Raw genomic sequence first — 18,159 nt, forward strand, 5'->3', positions numbered from 1 at the left:
TATGAAAGTAGAACTAGGATAGACAGTCGCCTATTTGAAATTTAATTTTTCTAAATTATATTAAAATAATAGGAGGAAAGTCCGGGCTCCATAGGGCAAGGTGCCAGGTAACACCTGGGAAGTGTGAACTTACGACTAGTGCAACAGAGAGTAAACCGCCGAAGATTAATTAATAAAATCAGGCAAGGGTGAAAGGGTGCGGTAAGAGCGCACCGCGCGACTGGTAACAGTCGCGGCAAGGTAAACTCCACCTGGAGCAAGACCAAATAGGAGCTTATGTAAAGTATGGCCCATACTAAAAGAGCTCGGGTAGGTTGCTTGAACCAGTAAGTAATTGCTGGTCTAGATGAATGACTGTCCACGACAGAACCCGGCTTATTGATCAGTTCTAATTTTTTAAAATCCACAGAAAATCTGTGGATTTTTTTAAAAAATCATATCTATATCAAACTAATGCATAATTAAACATATATTACTCAGCTTGAAATAAAGCTATCAATATTAAATAAATGCACTATTAATTTTATTTGACTTTTATTTAATAAATGTAATTTAGTTATAATTTAAATTTACTTTTTTAAAAGTAAATTATTGGAGCGATAAAGTTAATTTAATCATACGCCAACTATTCCATAAACTTACAATAAATTTGACCCAACGGATAATACGGCTAGAACTCCGAATTGACCAAATGGCTATGGTACTACTATATATTGCTAAATAGCGACGTATATTAGAAATAATCATCCAATAATTATCGTATTTTTCAGTGCTTCTTAACCAAGAATTGCATTCAGAACTTAGATCTAAACGTTGTTGCTGTACTTGATGAATTAATTGTTTGATATATTTTTTATTTTTATATTTATCATTCATCATGAACGATGTTCCTCTAATAATTTGCGATCGTCATTTAGTTCTTTACGTGTATAGTTTAATAATGTTGAAGAACGGATTTTGCGTAATGTCCATATTCCAAAAATAATTGCTAAGATAAATAATACAATATTAGTAATAATAATTGCTATTAAACGATATTGTATATTTATATTCCAAATAATTAATGCTATTAAGCTTATAAAGCTAAAAATAATAAAAACTATAGTAAAAGTACTTATTATTAATATTTGGATAAGATTATTTTTTTCCTTTTCTAATTCAAAAATAGCTAATTGTAGACGTGTTTCAACTATATTAATTAACTTAGTTATTATATTTTTACCTATATCAAAGGCCCCTTTACTAGGGCCTTTTTTCATTTTAAATCGGAAATTACTCATTATGAACGCCGTGAAATTAAAATACCAATAATAACACCTATTGTTGTGCTAAAAACTGCACTTTGCCAAGGTTTTTTATGTATTAAATGATCTGCTTTCTTGATTATTTTAAATGTATTTTGCTTAATATACTTTCCAGATTTACTAAATTTATTACATGTTTTATACATAGGAAAATGTGTTTTTTGATATAATTTATCAAGTTTTAATTTAATTTTATCTTTTAGATGATTTAAAAATTTATCTTTAGCCACAGAAACCTCCTTTATGTTTTTTGTAGGATTTTCTTGTAGTGTTCATTTGTAGCTTAAGATTATACTTGATTGTTTCTTTTATCATATGTAATCCATTGTTTTTCAAAACATATATAGTAATCTATATTAAATGTTAAACTTACAAGAGTATCTATATTTAATTAATATATATCTATTTGATATATTAATTTATTTTGTTTTTAAGTCTAAAAACGATATAATATTAGTTAAATGTATATTTAATTTTTCATTAAATATATTAATATTTATATTAGCATAAATATTAATATTTATAGTTTTTAACTAATATTAACTAAATATGAATCTTAATTTCCATTTGAAATATGAATAATACTTTTCGTAAGTTGATTGAAATATAATGATATAGAGCATTATGCATGGTGGATATTTTAAAATATATTATTATTTTGACTAGCTTACTATTCTTAATATTATTAAATTACATTTTTTGTAAAATAACATTAAATATAATAAAAACTTTTAATATAGAAATCATATAAATTTAAAAATATGAAAAATATTAATTAATCAAGACTATTTTTTAATTGACTATTTTTAGTATGATGTTCTTGTGCAAGTTCAATCAAACGATTAATTAAATTCTTATAACTTAAGCCAGCCACTTGCCATAATTTTGGATATGTACTAATATCAGTAAACCCTGGAAGGGTATTAACTTCATTAACAATAATTTCTCCAACATCCGTTAAAAACACATCTATTCGTGCCATGCCACAACATTCTAGTATTTGAAAAGCATTTATACTTATTTTGCGAATGGATTCACTAGTTTTATAATTAATTTCAGCTGGTATTATTATTTTTGCAATATTTTTTTCTATATATTTATAGTTATATGAATAAAAACTATCATTTACTAAAATTTCTCCACATGGACTAGCTTGAGGATTATCATTACCTAATATTGCACATTCAATTTCACGACCTTTAATAAATTTTTCAATCAATACTTTTTGATCAAAAGTAAAAGCTAAATCTAATGCTGTATTAAAATCTTTAATATCATAAATTTTACTAATTCCTATAGATGAACCTTGATTAGCAGGTTTAACAAATAATGGTAAACCAAAACGTTTAATTAATGTTTGAGGATTAATATTTATGCGCTGAGAACTAGTAAAACTACACCATGGAGCTACTTTCAATCCAGCATGACTTAATAAGCGTTTAGTAAAATCCTTATCCATACTAATTGCTGAGCCCAATACGTCAGAACCAACGAAAGGTAAATTTGCCATTCTAAATAAACCTTGTAATGTTCCATCTTCACCTAATTTACCATGTATGATTGGAAAAATTATATCAAGTTGTGATAAGGCATAAACAGATCTTAAAGAATCATTGCTGAAATATTGAACACTGCTATCTTTTACATTTATTTTAGTTTTATCTAATTTACTAATAGATATTATTACAGGTTCTTCAGAATTAAGTACATGTTGAACATTATTTAAATACCATTCTCCTTGCTTATCGATTCTAAGTAATACTGGGTGGTATTTATTTTTATCAATAGCCTTTAAAATATTTATAGCGGATTGTAATGATACTTCGTGTTCTGTTGATTGGCCACCAAAAACTATTCCTATGTACTGTCTTGACATTATTATTTATCCAATCTTAATAAAATATATAAATTTAAATAACTTTAATATAAGGATCATAGATAAAGTCAACAGTTATATACATCAATAATAAATAGATAGATATATAATCAATATATGAAATATAGCATTTAAATGCTATGCTAATCTATAATCATAAATATAGGTTAAATATGAAAAGACTAACAAAAGTAAGATTAATATATATTAGTATGATAACAAAAAAAATAATTGGCCCCTGCTGGATTTGAACCAGCGGCCAAGCGATTATGAGTCGCCTGCTCTAACCACTGAGCTAAGGGGCCAGCTACGTAAATATTTTAAATTATTTTATACAATAAATCTAGTTTTCTTTATATTTGTATAGTTATTAAATTTAAATTTTAGAAAACTCATTACCAATCTAAATTTTCTAATTTACTATAATTTTGTACATTTGTACTCATATTATAAATGTAAGTTTTTTAAAAAGTCTGTTGATATTAGCGATAAAACATAGTATAATCATCATTTACAGTGAAATGTTATAACAATGATATAATTGATTAATTTTAATCATCAAGGAAACTGCGTAATATTTCAGAACGACTGGGATGACGAAGTTTGCGTAGTGCTTTTGCTTCAATTTGACGAATACGTTCTCGTGTCACGTCGAACTGTTTGCCTACTTCTTCTAAAGTATGATCTGTATTCATATCAATACCAAAACGCATCCGTAAAACTTTTGCTTCACGTGCTGTCAAGCCAGCTAATACATTATGGGTAGCAGATCGTAAATTCTCTGAAGTTGCAGAATCCAAGGGTAGCTCAAGAGAAGTATCTTCGATAAAATCACCTAAATGAGAATCTTCATCATCGCCAATTGGCGTTTCCATGGAAATAGGTTCTTTAGCAATTTTCAACACTTTACGAATTTTATCTTCTGGTATTAGCATTCGTTCAGCCAATTCTTCTGGAGTCGGTTCACGCCCTATTTCTTGCAGCATTTGACGCGAAATTCGATTGAGTTTATTGATAGTTTCAATCATATGTACTGGTATACGAATAGTACGAGCTTGATCAGCAATAGAACGGGTAATTGCTTGACGAATCCACCAGGTCGCATATGTTGAAAATTTATATCCACGACGATATTCAAATTTATCTACTGCTTTCATCAATCCAATATTGCCTTCCTGGATGAGATCAAGAAATTGTAAACCACGATTAGTATATTTTTTTGCAATAGAAATTACTAAACGTAGATTAGCTTCAACCATTTCTTTTTTAGCTCGACGAGCTTTAGCTTCACCAATAGACATACGACGATTAATATCTTTTACTTGCTCAATACTAAGACCAGTTTCACCTTCTATCTGTAGTAATTTTTGTAAAGAACACATTACATCCGCTTCTACTGCTTGAAGTTTTTCTGAACAACATTTATTTATATTTATTGCATTCTTAAACCAATTCTTATTAGTTTCATTTCCAGTAAAAAGAGTAATAAAATTTTTTTTAGGTATTTTACATAATTCAACACATAGCTTCATAATTAATCTTTCTTGTATACGTACACGATTCATCATTTCACGCATATTATTTACTAAGTAATCAAATTGTTTCGGGACTAAACGAAACTGTTTAAATACTTCAGATAAATTTTGAATTTCTTTAATAGAATTGGCATGATTACGTCCCTTTGTTTTAATTACATCGCGTGTTATTTCATATTGATTACGTAAGGCAAGAAATTTTTCACGTGCTAGTTCTGGATCTATAGAATTATCCTCTTCAGAATTATCATCATCATTTTCTTCATCATTACTACGAATTTCCTCAGATAGATTAGAACCAATATGAGTTACTGTTAATAATAATTCTTCTTCAGCATTCAGATCAACAAAACCAGTAATTAAGTCAGATAATCTAGATTCACCTGCTTCTACTAATTCATATTGTTCAAGCAAATAAGAAATTGCTTCTGGGTACTCAGCAACAGAACACTGAACTTGATTAATACCATCTTCGATACGTTTAGCAATATCAATTTCACCTTCACGTGTAAGCAATTCAACAGTTCCCATTTCACGCATGTACATGCGTACAGGATCAGTAGTACGACCAATTTCAGCTTCAACGCCAGATAATACTTGAGCAGCAGCTTCCACGGCATCTTCATCCGTATCACTAGTATTTTCATTTAGCATCAGATCATCTGCATCAGGAGCTTCTTCAACTACTTGAATACCCATATCATTAATCATCTGGATAATGTCTTCGATTTGATCTGAGTCGACGATATCTTGCGGCAGATGGTCATTGACCTCAGCATAAGTCAGATAACCTTGCTCTTTACCGTGAGTAATAAGCAGCTTCAGCTGTGACTGTGGGTTTTGCTCCATAAGACGATATCCAAAATTTTATTAATTTAATTGATAGCAGTTAGCAATAAGCCAACAATAATAATTGAAGAATTTATGTTGGTCCGCTGACTTCGTTACGTTTTAATATATTCGATCATTTTTATGATTAACACTAACTTATTTTTACCTCTTACTTATGTAAATAAGTATATTTAATATTAAAATTACAAATCAATTGATACATATCCTACAGATAGTTATAAGCTATTATTATAATTACAAAATATTTTGCTAAATTGTTATTATATTGATATCTAATATTTTAGATATTAAATATATTTTATTTTTTTATTAAAATTTGCCTTAAAGACCAAAATTCTCGTCGTTGAGTAGCATTTAAACCTTGAGTTCGATCAAGTGCAATAAGTTCCTCAAGACGCTGTTCAAGTGCAGAATCATAAAGGCTGGTTAAGGAATCATGAAAAACTCTTTCCGCTTCTTCGTCTATTATCATGTGGTTCCAAGTAGCTAATGTTTCAAGGGTCTGACTTAAATTCGTACCGCGATATAATTCTAATAATTGTCCAGTAGACAAATTAGGATATTTCATACAACAAGTAACTAAATCTATAAATAATGATAAACCTGCTATCTTTGATTGATTAAATCCATCAAGAGTAGGAACAATAATTGCAAATCTAGGATTTTGTACCAGTAATGAAATTAATATTCGCATTCTTGTAGGTTTTAATGAAAGTGATATTGGAAATTTTTTATTTTTATTAGTTTTTAGTATTATTTGATCTAGTTTATAATCATCAAGAATTCCTAGTTTTCTACCTAATGTCTGTCGCATATAAATACGTAATATTTTACCAGGAATTTGATTAATTAATGGTAACGCTAAAACAGCTAGTTTTGTTTTACCATCACTTGTACTTAAATTAACTTCTGATAAAAGTCTTTCAAATAGAAAAATTGATAATGATTTTGCTAACTTTATACGTATTTCAAAATTTATTTTACCCTCTTTACGTATTAAAGTATCAGGATCTTCACCATTAGGTAACAACATAAAACGTAATTGACGACCATCATTCATATAAGGTAATGCTATTTTAAGTGCTCGCCAAGCTGCTTTACGTCCAGCATAATCACCGTCATAGCAAAATATAACGTGTTCAGTGATACGAAATAATAATTGAATATGTTCTACAGTGGTTGAAGTACCAAATGATGATACAGCATAATTAATTCCGTATTGTGTCAATGTTATTACATCCATATATCCTTCAACTACTAATAAACATGCAGGTTGTTGTTTATAATATTTTTGTACTTCATATAATCCATATAATTGACGACTTTTATGAAAAATAAATGTTTCTGGTGAATTTAAATATTTAGGTTTGGATTGATTAAGTACACGACCACCAAATCCAACTACACGTCCACGTTTATCACGTACTGGAAACATCAATCGATTACGAAAGCGGTCGTAAACATTTTCTTTATTATTTCTAACCAACATACCAATTTTTATTAATAATTCAAAATTTTCTTTTTTATAACCAAATTTTTTTAAAATATTACACCAACCAATAGGCGCATATCCAATAGAAAAATAATCAATTATATCTGATGTAAGTCCACGGTTAAGTAAATATTTTTTTGCAAATTGAGCTTTTGATTGTTGTAAGTTATACTGATAAAACTTATTTAATTCATCCATAATCTGATAAAAATTTTGATGTAGATTATTATATGTTCCCAATATATATTTTTTAGATATTTTATTTGGTACGTTTAATCCATGAAGCATAGCAAGTTCTTCAATGCTTTCTACAAAATTTAGTCGATCATAATGAATTAAAAAATCAATGGCATTTCCTTTAACACCGCATCCAAAACAATAATAAAACTGCTTTTCATTACTAACAGTAAAAGAGGGATGCTTTTCATTATGGAATGGACAACATGCGTAATAATTTTTACCTTGTTTTTTAAGTTTTATTCTGTTATTTATGAGTTCTACTATATTTGTTCTGCTCAGTAGAGCATGAATAAATAAGCTAGGAATTCTTCCAGCCATAATTCTATTTCATCATCTTATAAACAGCGACAAGCCGTGCCTTCCCAAGGAAGCACAGCATTTCACTTGTATTTATATATATTTAATATAGACGAGTACGACGTGCGTTTTCTCTAGCTAATTTTTTAGCATGACGTTTAACCGCAGAAGCTTTAGCACGTTTACGTTCGGTAGTTGGTTTTTCATAAAATTCCCGACGACGAAATTCAGATAAAATACCCGCTTTTTCACATGAGCGCTTAAAACGTCGTAAAGCTACGTCAAATGGTTCATTTTCACGTACTTTAATTACAGGCATGTAACCTCTTCTTAATTCAAATATTAAATCTATCTACTTTTAATTATTATAGTTCAAGCTTAGATAGCTTGTAAAGTATAAGTAAAAACATATAGCTTTAAAAGCTATATCAATTTTATTCAATTTAAAATTTGTTTATAAAGAATGCTTGTTGTACAATTATATGTACAAATTTATATAATATGTTATGAATAATAATATTAAATTCATGTTATGATGGTATTAGGTATTGAAACATCTTGCGATGAAACTGGCATTGCAATTTATGATTCTCAATTAGGATTAATAGCCAATCAGCTATATAGTCAGGTAAAATTACATGCTGATTATGGCGGTATAGTACCAGAACTAGCATCTCGTGATCACGCGCGTAAAATTATACCGCTTATTAAATCAACATTACAAGAAGCTAATGTTAAACCATGTCAGATCGATGGTATAGCTTATACTGCAGGACCGGGTTTGGTAGGTGCATTATTAGTTGGAGCTTCTGTAGGTAAAGCTTTAGCATTTGCTTGGGATATACCTTCAGTAGCTGTTAATCATCTAGAAGGACATTTATTATCACATAGAATGGAGATAAATCCTCCTAATTTTCCATTTATTGTATTATTAGTATCAGGTGCACATACACAACTTATTAGTGCTAAAGATATAGGTGTATATACTTTGTTAGGAGAATCACTTGATGATGCAGCTGGAGAAGCATTTGATAAAATAGCAAAATTATTAGGTATTGAATATCCAGGTGGAGCTATGTTATCAAAAATTGCTCAACAAGGAAAACCAGAACGTTTTATTTTTCCTAGACCTATGACTGATCGTCCCGGACTAGATTTTAGTTTTTCTGGTTTAAAAACCTTTACTGCAAATGTTATTCGTAAATATCATCTCGATGAGCAAACTCGAAGCGATATTGCACGTGCATTTGAAGATGCAATAGTTGATACTTTAATAATTAAATCTAAACGTGCATTAAAAAAAACAGGATTTAATAGATTAGTCCTTGCTGGCGGTGTAAGCGCCAATCGTACTCTACGTTTGCGTATGGTTGAAATGATGAGATTTCAGAATATAGAAGTATTTTATTCCCATCCATTATTTTGTACTGATAATGGTGCAATGATTGCTTATGTTGGAATGATTAGATTAATAAATGGATTAGAAATAGATACAAAACTAGAGATAAACGTTAAACCACATTGGTCATTAACAGAGTTGAGTGCTATTTAAATATAATAAAGTATAATTCTTATATTCTTTATATTCAAATATATCAAGTGTATTCAATATGAATTATTTAGTATTTATTAATATAAATACTAATATCAATATTAAAGATATTTTATATAAAAGATAGATTTTAACTTAATTTATCATTTTATATAATTTGGTACAAAGATCAAATTATAATTTCATATATGTATATTAGATTTAATCTAATTACTTCACTTGTTTATATAAAACAATTGGTATAAATATAAACATGTTATTTCTATAGTATGTATAAATATATAGCATTTTACATTTATAAAAATATTAAAATTAGTTCATGAGATCATGCATGTATTGATGGTAAATTTTAGTATGGATATTTTATATATAGAACAACTTATTGTTTTCACTAAAATTGGAATTTATGATTGGGAACAACGTATAAAACAAAAATTATTAATTGATATTGAAATGGAATGGAAAAAATACTGTTCTAATACAAATAATTATGACATAAATCAATATTTAAATTATGAAACAATTGCAGATAGTATCTTAATTTATGTTCAAAATCAAAATTTTACTTTAATTGAGCACGTAGCAGAAAAACTTGCTAATTTATTAATTAGCCGTTTTCACTCTTCTGGAGTACGTATTAAAGTCAGTAAACCTGGTGCTATTGCTCAAGCTACTATGGTGGGTGTACGAATTGAGCGTGGTTATTTTGTTTGAATAGAGATTTCAAACAAATATTATATTTAATTAATATTAATTAAATATAATATTCTAGTTTCATTGTAGATATATATATATATTCAATTGTCTAAGCACTAAAATCCATGTTTTTACATAAAATAAAATTTATAAATATAGCTTTATTAAAATCATAATATATTGATAACTAATCTTATTATTGATACAATTAAATAAATTTAATCAAGATTAAATAGTTTTTTCTGTAGAATATAAACTCGTCGTTTTGTTAATTCTTTTCGAATTTCTTCGCCTTTAAAACCAATATCGACTACATCTTTTATTGAAATTGATTGAGTTAATTTAAAAGCTTGACGTAAATAATTACCTTGCGTACAACACTTTATATTTTTAAATTCAAAACGGCTATATGTATTTACGTCACTTAGTAGTGCTAAGTGTTCTATGCGAGATGGCTTACGCCAAGCATCGATTTGATTAAATAAAGTGATTAATGTTTTAGCGGATTGTTGTTCAATATTGAATATTACATTATTAAATTTTGTAATGATTAATGCTAAATCACGAAGATTATTAGGTATATGTAATCTTTGGCAAAATTGTTTGATAATATTTATGGATTCTAAATTATACAAATTAGAATATATTTTTATTGAAGATACCATCTTTATAGATATATGGCTAAAAAGTGTAGCAAATCTAACCTCAAGAGAATTAGAAAATTTTGAAGCTATAGTCAAACTCATTAATGTATGTATATTGGTATTAATATAAGATTTATATTTGACAGAAGAAGATGAAATCTTGTATAAATAATCAAGTTCTGGGAATAATACTTTTAATGCATTACAAGTATTTAATACTTGAAAGTAAACCTGAGGATTAGCAGTTAAAAGAGCTCTTTTTGTTTCTTCCCATACTCGTTCGACAGTAAGATATTTTAATTCTCCATCACTAGTCATTTGAGCTAATAATACTTCTGTTTCTTTTGCAATATTGAAATTTAAATGAGCAAAACGTGCGGCAAATCTTGCTACACGTAGCACACGTAATGGATCTTCATTAAAAGAGCTAGATACATGACGCAAAATGCGATTTTCTAAATCTTTTCGTCCTCCATAAGGATCAAATAGTTCACCATTTTCATCTTGTGCAATAGCGTTTATAGTTAAATCTCGACGTTGCAAATCTTGTTCAAGAGTTACATCAGGAGTTGTTTTTATTAAAAAACCTGTATAACCTCTGCCATTTTTATGTTCGCTACGTGCAAGCGCATACTCTTCATGAGTAGTGGGATGTAAAAAAACTGGAAAATAACGACCAATTGGTTGAAATCCATTTTTCAGCATTAATTCAGGTGTGGCACCAATAACAACCCAATCTCTATCTCTTACAGGTAAACTTAATAATTTATCTCGTACAGCCCCGCCAACTAGAAAAATCTTCAATTTACTATTCCAATAGTTATAATATTAAATTATAATTAATATTATGCTGTGAATACAATAATTTTATATGATCTATTTAAATAAATTATTTGGATAAAATACATAGAATGTAAAATTTATACAGTTTAAATTATATTTTAATTTATATTAAAATATAAACTTTTAAATTTAAATTATATATAGATCTTATAGTACATATATGTATATATTTATTTTATTAAAATTTTAATTGGATCTAAGGTAGTCATTTTTAAACTAAAATATATGTACTTTTTTAATTTTTTAAGAATAAAATTTCGTAAAAAAATTTTATCATGCAATTAGAAAAGTATTCTATCGAATAGATAGTTATATATAAAATATAATTAATATTTGATTTTGATTAAAAATCTAACTTTGTACTTAATATATAATAGTTACTTATTTTTTACAATTTAATGATTCATCTATATGATTTTATATAAAGTATTTAAATAAATAATTTGAAACATTCAAGTTAATAAGAATAAAATTTTCTAAATTAAAAGATATGTATATCTGTTAATTTGTTAAATTATTAAATCAATATCACTTAATAAATGAATAAACACCTAGCCAGTATATCTAATTTTAAAAATTTTACTATGAAATATATATAACTATAAATAGTTTGATTATTTAAGTAAGCTAATTTTTCACAAAATTAATATCTAATTGATTTTAATTAATATTTAATGAATTAAGTTAATTTAATATTTTATATAAATCTTTGTAAACAAGAGCTTATATTATAATAGGTGATTTTTATTACATAAAATTTAATAAATATTCAAAATTTTAATTTGGAGTTTTAAATGACATTAACGTTGCCTTCATTTAGCAATATTACAGTGCTTGTTGTCGGCGATGTAATGTTAGATCGTTATTGGCATGGATGTACTAACCATATTTCACCAGAAGCTCCTGTGCCTATCGTTAAAGTAAATACCGTTGAAGAACGTCCAGGTGGAGCAGCTAATGTAGCTGTTAATATTGCTGCCTTAGGTGCTAATTCACGATTAATTGGTTTAATTGGAGATGATAATGAAGGAAGTACTCTAACTAAAATATTACGTAAAAATCAAGTGGAATGTGATTTTATAGTAGTCAAAAACTACCCGACTATTACTAAACTTCGAGTATTATCATGTAATCAACAATTAATTCGTATAGATTTTGAAAAAATTTTTGAAAAAGTAGCTACACAATTAGTACATAATCGTATACGTCAATATTTAGTAGATAGTAATGTTTTGATATGTTCAGATTATGCAAAAGGTACTTTAAACTATATTCAATCTATAATTCAGTTAGCTCATGAATTTAAAGTACCTATATTAATTGATCCTAAAAATATAGATTTTGAAAGATATCGTGGAGCTACTATAATAACACCTAATCTAACTGAATTTGAAGCTGTAGTAGGGAAATGTAAAACTGAAAATGAAATTGTTGATCGTGGTATGAAATTAATTTCACATTATGATTTTTCAGCATTACTTATAACGCGATCAGAAAGAGGAATGACACTTCTGCAGCCATATAAAACTCCATTACATTTACATACTCAAGCAAAGGAAGTATTTGACGTTACAGGTGCAGGAGATACAGTGATCAGTGTATTAGCAACAATATTAGCAACTGGATTAAGTATTGAACGATCTTGTTTTTTTGCAAATATAGCAGCTGGTATAGTGGTGGGTAAATTAGGAGGATCGATTATTAATAAAAGTGAGTTAGAAAATAATATTCATATGTATACGAATATTAATTTCGGTATACTTAATCAAATAGAACTTAAGAATATGATTGAGTTAGCACGTCAACGAGGTGAAAAAATCGTAATGACCAATGGTGTTTTTGACATTCTACATATAGGACATATTTCTTATTTAGAAGAAGCTAAAAAACTTGGTGATCGTTTAATTGTCGCTGTAAACAGCGATGATTCTACTAAACGTCTTAAAGGTAAAAAACGTCCCATAAATACTTTAAACAATCGAATGCGTGTACTTAGTGCTTTAAAATCAATTGATTGGATAGTATCTTTTGAAGAAGATACTCCACAGCGCTTAATTATGGAATTATTACCTGATGTTTTAGTTAAGGGAGGTGATTATGAACCTGAAGATATTGTAGGTAGTAAAGAAATCTGGGACAATGGAGGCGATGTACGTGTTCTTAATTTTAAAACACATATTTCAACTAGTAATATAATTGAAAATATTCGTAATCAATAATCTAAGTTAATAAATAAATTTATTAGAATTTATAATTTGTTTGCTTTGTTTAATGTTATATAGATTTTTTATCTTAATAAAATTAAACTTTAATCTATAATATCCACTATAAATCTATAATCCATTTTTATAAAATATAAGTACGTTTATTTAATTTTAAATTTTTATTAATTATTATTAAGTAATAGTATTAAACATTTATGTCATAAAAATAAATTTAAAATATTTAATATTAAATGTGAAATAATAACTTGATTTAAGTTGTATTAATTGTTCAAAACTGCTATTAATTTTTAATGATTATATGCTACATTATAATTAGCAAATTAAATATATATAAAATAATTAATTATTATTTCGATAATAATTAATTATTTTAACTTTATTTTAAGTAATAGGTAGAACAAGGTATACCATGAATCATATATTACTTTCTAAATTTGGTACCTCTATACAGCGTGTAGAACAGGTTATTAAAGCATTACGTAATGGATACGGTGCAATGGTATTAGACGATGAAAATCGTGAAAATGAAGGTGATATAATTTTTGCAGCAGAAACTCTAACTGTCGAACAAATGGCATTAAGTATTCGATATGGTAGTGGAATAGTATGTCTTTGTATTACCGATGATCATCGACAAAGATTAGCTTTACCGATGATGGTAGATAATAATACTAGCGCTTATACTACTGCTTTTACAGTTACCATTGAAGCTGCAAAAGGTGTAACGACTGGTGTATCCGCTAAGGATCGCGTCACTACTATACATACTGCTATTGCAGATGGTGTAAAACCTTCTGATTTAAATTGTCCAGGACATGTATTTCCTTTATGTGCACGTAAAGGAGGAGTATTAGAACGTAATGGTCATACTGAAGCAACTATTGATTTGCTTTTTTTGGCTGGTCTTAAGCCGGCTGGTATATTATGTGAATTAACGAATAAGGATGGTAGCATGGCACGTACGCCTGAAGTAATTGCATTCGCTAAACAACAAAATATGCCGATAGTAACTATTACAGATTTACTGCTATATTTACAAATAAAAAAATTTAAGTATGGTGGTAATCAATATAATTTTACAAAAAATCTATATAATTATCATATGACTGTTTAATATAAAACTTATAATAAAGTATAATTATGAATAATTTAGTATTAAGTAATATATCAACTGTATTGTATATAAAAGAAATCTTTATTTTCATAAAAAGCAAAAATAATAATTTTGATATTATTTATTGAATAACGTAATTAGTTATCAACTTTAAAATATCTTTTTTGGTGACAAGCAAGTACACGTTTATTTTAAAAAATTTTTTCGTGATTTTTCTCTATAATTGAATGATTAAATTAATATTTATAATTAATTACTTACTAATATTAATATAACTAAATGAAAGTATAATTATTTTTATTTTAAAATATGCGTTATGATTACATTATACAAATAAAGTTTACATTAATACATATAATAATTTATTAATGTAAAGATACAAATATACAATGTATATCTTTGCATTAATATTAAGAGAGTACGTGATATCCTGTAAATATAGATTTTTTATCTTGTGCAGAAAATATAGAAAATCTTAAGCAAATAATATTGAAATAATGCATAAAATTACTTGATGTTTTTTTTAAACTTGATGTAGTAACTACATTAATATTTTATAACTTTAAAAGTGATAAAATCATTATAATTGAATAAATTCATATCCAAAAAATTATAACAGTTTGTAACTTTTTGAATAAAAAATTTACTGTGAAATAAATCGTATGTTTCAGTAAAAAGTAAATTTTTTTATCTAATAGAAAAATCTTAAAGATTGTAGATCTTAGTTAAAAAATTAGAATCTTTCTAAGATAGTAGAATTTTGCTATATAACAATTGATTAAAACTAAATATTAAGGATATTATTAGTAATGTAAATAAAGAAGTACAATAAATGATACACAAGCTTTTATGAAGTAAAAATATTAACTACTGTTAATTTTCTATTGAGTTATTAATCTCCAATATTTAGAATCTAAATCTAAGTATTTAATTTATAAACATCATATTTAATTATGCAACTCGTAAAATTTATATCTACATTATATATATTATAATTTATATAGAAGATAATATCTATGTTTACAGTAATTAATATAGATTAATATTATAATTAACTAATTTTTATAAAATATTTATAATATATCTATTTGTATTCTTAATGTATTTAAGCATAATGACGTATTTTAAGTTTAAAATATATTGACACTATAAATAATAGTATTCTATGTTAAATTATTTAATTAGATAATTAAATAATTATCTATATTTTCTAATATACATACACAATCTATTTTAAATAGAGTTAAAAATAATAAATAATATAAATAAAAATTAATTTAATTATAAATAACATAATTAATTAAGATTAATATCTTAATCATATTGGTATATTTATTTTATATAGTAATTTATATAAGAGCAATTGTAAATATTTAATTCTTGTTTTTTATAGACCAATATATTATAGTTAAAATAACTATTGAATATTTTTCAAATCATAATGTAATTTATTTAAATTAAACTGTTGGAAAAAATATAATTTTTTACGATTACTTCGTATAATTATTGGTCTATGATGCTATCATTACAATTATAGTTTTTGTTTTAATACTTAAAAATTATTAAATTTTATTAAAATTTAATCATTCATTACTGTTAATAATATGGTTTTACTATAATTAATTGAACTATTATTAAAAGTGTTTAAACATAAATTAAGTAATTTAATCAATATATTAATTAGATAATATCTAATGGAGAAAATAATTGTGAGTTATTCATTGCCTCCTCTTCCATATTCATATGATGCTTTAGAACCTTATTTTGATAAACAAACAATGGAGTTACATTATACTAAGCATCACCAAGCGTACATTAATAATGCTAATATAATATTAAAAAACACTGAATTTGTAGATTTGCCTGTAGAAGTATTGATTACTAAACTTTTTAGTTTACCTGAACAGAAAAGAAATTTATTACGTAATAATGCAGGTGGACATTTTAATCATAGTTTATTGTGGCAAGGATTAAAAATAGGTACTATATTAAAAGGTGATTTAAAAGTTGCTATCGAAGAAAATTTTGGAAACTTGGTAAACTTTCAAGAAGAATTTGAAAAAATAGCAATGAATCGTTTTGGCTCTGGTTGGGCTTGGTTAGTTAAAAAAAATAATAAACTGTATATAGTTTCCACTGCTAATCAAGATAATCCATTAATGGGAGATGATATAACAGGTGTATCTGGATATCCGATTTTTGGTTTAGATATTTGGGAACATGCTTATTATTTAAAATATCATAATAGAAGATTAGATTATATCAAAGCATTTTGGAAAGTTTTAAATTGGGATGAAGCTGCAACACGTTTTGCTCTAAATGAAAAATAAAATTGAATAGCACTAGAATATTAAGTAAGTTATTTTAGATTAACTGTATGTATATCCATTATTAAAATAACATTAATAAATAAAATATGCATATTTTTATATTAATTTTTATTTAGTTAAATAACTTATATGATTGTTGATAGATTGCTAAATTCAAATAATTATTCATTAATATCTCTAATGTTATCTTTGATTTTTGGTAAATATAAACCAAATAAATTATGGAATAAAAAGGGTTTTCGTCTTAAATTTGTGTTAAGAACATTGATTTTTCCATTATGTACTTTTAATTATCTTAATCAACTATTAAAATTACCAAATATAAAACAGATTTTATCTACACAGGGATTATTACCTATAAAGCTTCATCGACCGTATTTATGTACTAATTTTAATGTAATACAACGTGCTCAAGTAATTATTGATCATTATAATTTAGTAAATCAATTAGAAAATTATAATTTGCGTAATTGTTTGCAAACTTCTAATAGAAATTTATTAGCTAGTTTAAATGGAAAAAAAGAAGAGAGTTTTCTATTTTATTGTTGTCCAGGTCGATTTGATCGAGAGGGAGAAGTTACAATTGAACTACATTTTGAATCATTATTAATTACTTCACTTTCATTTTCATTTTCTATGCTAAATGAAAAAGAAGATCGAATCTTATTAATTGGAGGTTTACAAGGACCAAATAAAAATATATCTAACAATGTTATACATGATGCTACCAAGGCAGCACATGGTTTGTTTCCAAAACGTTTAGTTATGGAAGCTGTGTTTTTGTTAGCTAAATTATGTAAGATAAATAAAATTATAGCAGTAAGTGATACTACCCATATTTTTCGTAGTTTACGATATCAATATAGTAAAAAAGATCAATTTTTTGCTAGTTATAATAAGTTTTGGTTTTCCTTGGGTGGATTAATGCGTAAAGATAATCTTTTTGCATTACCCTTATGTATAGAACGTAAAAATTTACAGTCAATTGTCAGTAAAAAACGTTCTGAATATCGCCGTCGATATAAATTGTTAGATAGTTTAAATGATCAAGTATGTATTATACTTAATGATAAATAACATTATATTCAAAAATTATTTTTGAATATAAGAATATGATATTTAATTAATTAAATAAACAATTACACAAAATAATACAAGA

General features: G+C 26.3%; 14 protein-coding genes, 1 tRNA gene and 1 other RNA gene. 7 read left to right on the forward strand and 9 right to left on the reverse strand.

Features of this window, described 5'->3' with window-relative positions; all coding sequences use genetic code 11:
• Positions 1 to 9: 9 nt before the first annotated feature.
• Positions 10 to 394, forward strand: an RNA gene (gene rnpB / locus FD727_RS01785) — RNase P RNA component class A.
• A gap of 194 nt (positions 395 to 588) precedes the next feature.
• On the opposite strand, the gene FD727_RS01790 is transcribed toward rnpB, so the two are convergent.
• From FD727_RS01790 to rpsU, 8 genes are all read right to left on the reverse strand, one after another.
• Positions 589 to 879: a YqjK family protein gene (locus tag FD727_RS01790; RefSeq protein WP_236393559.1), complete on the reverse strand. Its 291-nt coding sequence runs from the start codon at positions 877 to 879 to the stop codon at positions 589 to 591.
• Positions 876 to 1,280 carry a phage holin family protein gene (locus FD727_RS01795; RefSeq protein ID WP_159938460.1) on the reverse strand — a complete coding sequence of 135 codons (405 nt, stop codon included), beginning with the start codon at positions 1,278 to 1,280 and terminating at the stop codon, positions 876 to 878. Before FD727_RS01795 ends, FD727_RS01790 begins: the two co-directional genes overlap by 4 nt.
• Complete coding sequence (locus FD727_RS01800; protein ID WP_159938461.1) at positions 1,280 to 1,534, reverse strand: DUF883 family protein; 255 nt, start codon at positions 1,532 to 1,534, stop codon at positions 1,280 to 1,282. The genes FD727_RS01795 and FD727_RS01800 overlap by 1 nt, the downstream gene beginning before the upstream one ends.
• 545 nt (positions 1,535 to 2,079) lie before the next feature.
• The gene (ddlA, locus tag FD727_RS01805; protein WP_159938462.1) at positions 2,080 to 3,180 is read right to left on the reverse strand and encodes a D-alanine--D-alanine ligase; all 1,101 of its coding nucleotides are present in this window, start codon (positions 3,178 to 3,180) and stop codon (positions 2,080 to 2,082) included.
• A gap of 232 nt (positions 3,181 to 3,412) precedes the next feature.
• A tRNA-Ile gene (locus FD727_RS01810) sits at positions 3,413 to 3,485 on the reverse strand.
• Between the two features lie 246 nt (positions 3,486 to 3,731).
• Positions 3,732 to 5,564 (reverse strand): RNA polymerase sigma factor RpoD, encoded by a 1,833-nt coding sequence (gene rpoD, locus FD727_RS01815; RefSeq protein WP_159938463.1) that lies wholly within the window; start codon positions 5,562 to 5,564, stop codon positions 3,732 to 3,734.
• A 301-nt stretch (positions 5,565 to 5,865) separates the two neighbouring features.
• Positions 5,866 to 7,617, reverse strand: a complete 1,752-nt coding sequence (gene dnaG, locus FD727_RS01820) for a DNA primase (protein ID WP_159938464.1) — start codon at positions 7,615 to 7,617, stop codon at positions 5,866 to 5,868.
• Between the two features lie 82 nt (positions 7,618 to 7,699).
• Positions 7,700 to 7,915, reverse strand: a complete 216-nt coding sequence (gene rpsU, locus FD727_RS01825) for a 30S ribosomal protein S21 (RefSeq protein ID WP_159938465.1) — start codon at positions 7,913 to 7,915, stop codon at positions 7,700 to 7,702.
• Positions 7,916 to 8,128: 213 nt separating this feature from the next.
• Between rpsU and tsaD the strand changes: the two genes are divergently transcribed.
• Both tsaD and folB read left to right on the forward strand, forming a co-directional pair.
• Complete coding sequence (tsaD, locus tag FD727_RS01830) at positions 8,129 to 9,148, forward strand: tRNA (adenosine(37)-N6)-threonylcarbamoyltransferase complex transferase subunit TsaD (RefSeq protein ID WP_159938466.1); 1,020 nt, start codon at positions 8,129 to 8,131, stop codon at positions 9,146 to 9,148.
• 354 nt (positions 9,149 to 9,502) lie between these two features.
• Complete coding sequence (gene folB, locus FD727_RS01835; protein ID WP_159938467.1) at positions 9,503 to 9,862, forward strand: dihydroneopterin aldolase; 360 nt, start codon at positions 9,503 to 9,505, stop codon at positions 9,860 to 9,862.
• A gap of 200 nt (positions 9,863 to 10,062) precedes the next feature.
• Here folB and FD727_RS01840 read toward each other — a convergent pair whose 3' ends face one another.
• A complete protein-coding gene (locus tag FD727_RS01840; RefSeq protein WP_159938468.1) occupies positions 10,063 to 11,292 on the reverse strand; it encodes a multifunctional CCA addition/repair protein in 1,230 nt (409 codons plus the stop codon).
• Between the two features lie 833 nt (positions 11,293 to 12,125).
• Between FD727_RS01840 and hldE the strand changes: the two genes are divergently transcribed.
• The 4 genes from hldE (at position 12,126) to FD727_RS01860 (ending at position 18,077) form a co-directional block, all read left to right on the forward strand.
• Positions 12,126 to 13,550 carry a bifunctional D-glycero-beta-D-manno-heptose-7-phosphate kinase/D-glycero-beta-D-manno-heptose 1-phosphate adenylyltransferase HldE gene (gene hldE, locus FD727_RS01845; RefSeq protein WP_159938469.1) on the forward strand — a complete coding sequence of 475 codons (1,425 nt, stop codon included), beginning with the start codon at positions 12,126 to 12,128 and terminating at the stop codon, positions 13,548 to 13,550.
• A gap of 415 nt (positions 13,551 to 13,965) precedes the next feature.
• Positions 13,966 to 14,670 carry a 3,4-dihydroxy-2-butanone-4-phosphate synthase gene (gene ribB, locus FD727_RS01850; protein WP_159938470.1) on the forward strand — a complete coding sequence of 235 codons (705 nt, stop codon included), beginning with the start codon at positions 13,966 to 13,968 and terminating at the stop codon, positions 14,668 to 14,670.
• Positions 14,671 to 16,379: 1,709 nt separating this feature from the next.
• Positions 16,380 to 17,000 (forward strand): Fe-Mn family superoxide dismutase, encoded by a 621-nt coding sequence (locus tag FD727_RS01855; protein WP_236393561.1) that lies wholly within the window; start codon positions 16,380 to 16,382, stop codon positions 16,998 to 17,000.
• A 180-nt stretch (positions 17,001 to 17,180) separates the two neighbouring features.
• The gene (locus FD727_RS01860; protein WP_236393562.1) at positions 17,181 to 18,077 is read left to right on the forward strand and encodes a VirK/YbjX family protein; all 897 of its coding nucleotides are present in this window, start codon (positions 17,181 to 17,183) and stop codon (positions 18,075 to 18,077) included.
• Positions 18,078 to 18,159: the final 82 nt, after the last annotated feature.

Source organism: Pantoea sp. Mhis (assembly GCF_009830015.1).